Raw genomic sequence first — 1,536 nt, 5'->3', positions numbered from 1 at the left:
CGCTGTTCGGCGCGCCGCGCGTAAATTCGCACGGTTCCGCCGCGGGTGGCGAACATCAGGGCGATGCGGCGTCCCAGCGTGCCCGCCCCGATCACCGCGACCGGGCGGTTTTGGATGTCTTCGAAGGCGTACGTGTACGAACCAGTCACACACGCATGTTAAGTCTCCGGCTGCCGGCAGGACCCGTCGCCAACCGACAAAGATCGGCTGACCGTTGTCTCCCGCGGACAAGCCGGGGCATCCGCCGACCGAAACCTCTTGTGTCACTGTGGTTTCAGTGGTCTCAGGACGGGGTTTTTTGTCGGTGGGTGGGTTTAGTTTTGTTGGTATGAGTTCAGGTGTGGTCGCCGACGGGGAAGCCATGACGGCGGCCTTCGATGTCCTGGACGCCGCGATCGAGACCATCCTCGGGTTTGACTCGGAAATGCTGTGCACCCCGGAGCGGCTGGCAATACTGGCCCGTTACGAGCGGGCACGACGACGCCTGTCCGCCGGCGAGCACCCGCTGATCAATCAGCTTGCGCAGCAGGCCACCGCGGGCGAACTGGGCGGCAAGCTCTCCCATGCGATCGCCGATGCAACACAGATCAGCCGGGCCGAAGCTTCCCGCCGGGTCCGCGACGCCGCCGACCTGGGCCAGCGGCGCGCACTGACTGGCGAACCGCTGGAACCGGTGCTGGCCGCGACCGCCGCCGGCCAACGCGCCGGGAAACTCGGGTCCGAGCATGTCGCGGTGATCCGCCGGTTCTATCACCAGCTGCCCGGCTGGATAGACCAAGCCACCCGCGCGCAGGCCGAAGCCGACCTGGCCCGCCTGGCCACCCAGTACCGACCCGACCAGTTGGCCGGGCTGGCCGACCGGCTCGCCGATTGCCTCAACCCTGACGGCAGCTTCACCGACGATGACCGCGCCCACCGGCGGGGTTTGATGCTGGGCAAGCAGCAGGCCGATGGGATGTCGGCGCTCACCGGCTGGCTGACCCCCGAACTACGGGCATCGCTGGAAGCGGTGTTGGCCAAACTCGCCGCTCCCGGCATGTGCAACCCTGCGGACACGAAGCCGTGTGTCGACGGTGCCTCCAGCCAGGACGCCATCGACCACGACGTCCGCAGCGCCGCCCAGCGCCAGCACGACGGATTGAACGCCGCCCTGCGCGCGGTCCTGGCGTCGGGAAATCTGGGTCAACACAACGGGCTGCCGGCCTCGATCATCGTCACCACCACCCTGGCCGAACTCGAAGCCGCCGCCGGCAATGGGATGACCGGCGGCGGTACCCGGCTACCGATCAGCGACGTGATCCGGCTGGCCCGCCATGCGCATCACTATCTGGCGATCTTCGACAACGCCAAACCCGTCAGCCTGTATCACACCAAACGACTCGCCTCACCGGGTCAGCGAATCGTGCTGTACGCCAAAGACCTTGGCTGCTCAGCACCCGGATGTGATGTCGGTGGCTATTACTGCGAAGTCCACCACATCACCGACTACGCCCAATGCCACACCACCGACATCGACAACCTCACGTGGGCCTGCGG

Annotated in this window: 2 protein-coding genes; one reads left to right on the top strand and one right to left on the bottom strand. The window is 66.6% G+C overall.

Translation table 11 applies throughout. The features are described from left to right. On the bottom strand, positions 1 to 149 hold a 149-nt coding region (locus tag ACZY0B_RS27410), incomplete at its 3' end, for a 3-hydroxyacyl-CoA dehydrogenase NAD-binding domain-containing protein (protein WP_463767366.1). 179 nt (positions 150 to 328) lie between these two features. Here ACZY0B_RS27410 and ACZY0B_RS27405 point away from each other — a divergent pair. Then, on the top strand, positions 329 to 1,536 hold a 1,208-nt coding region (locus ACZY0B_RS27405), incomplete at its 3' end, for an HNH endonuclease signature motif containing protein (protein ID WP_463767365.1).

The sequence above is a fragment of the Mycobacterium sp. IDUB_19 genome (assembly GCF_055419445.1).
Note: the sequence above shows the minus strand (reverse complement) of the source record. Positions and strands in the feature narration are given on the sequence as shown.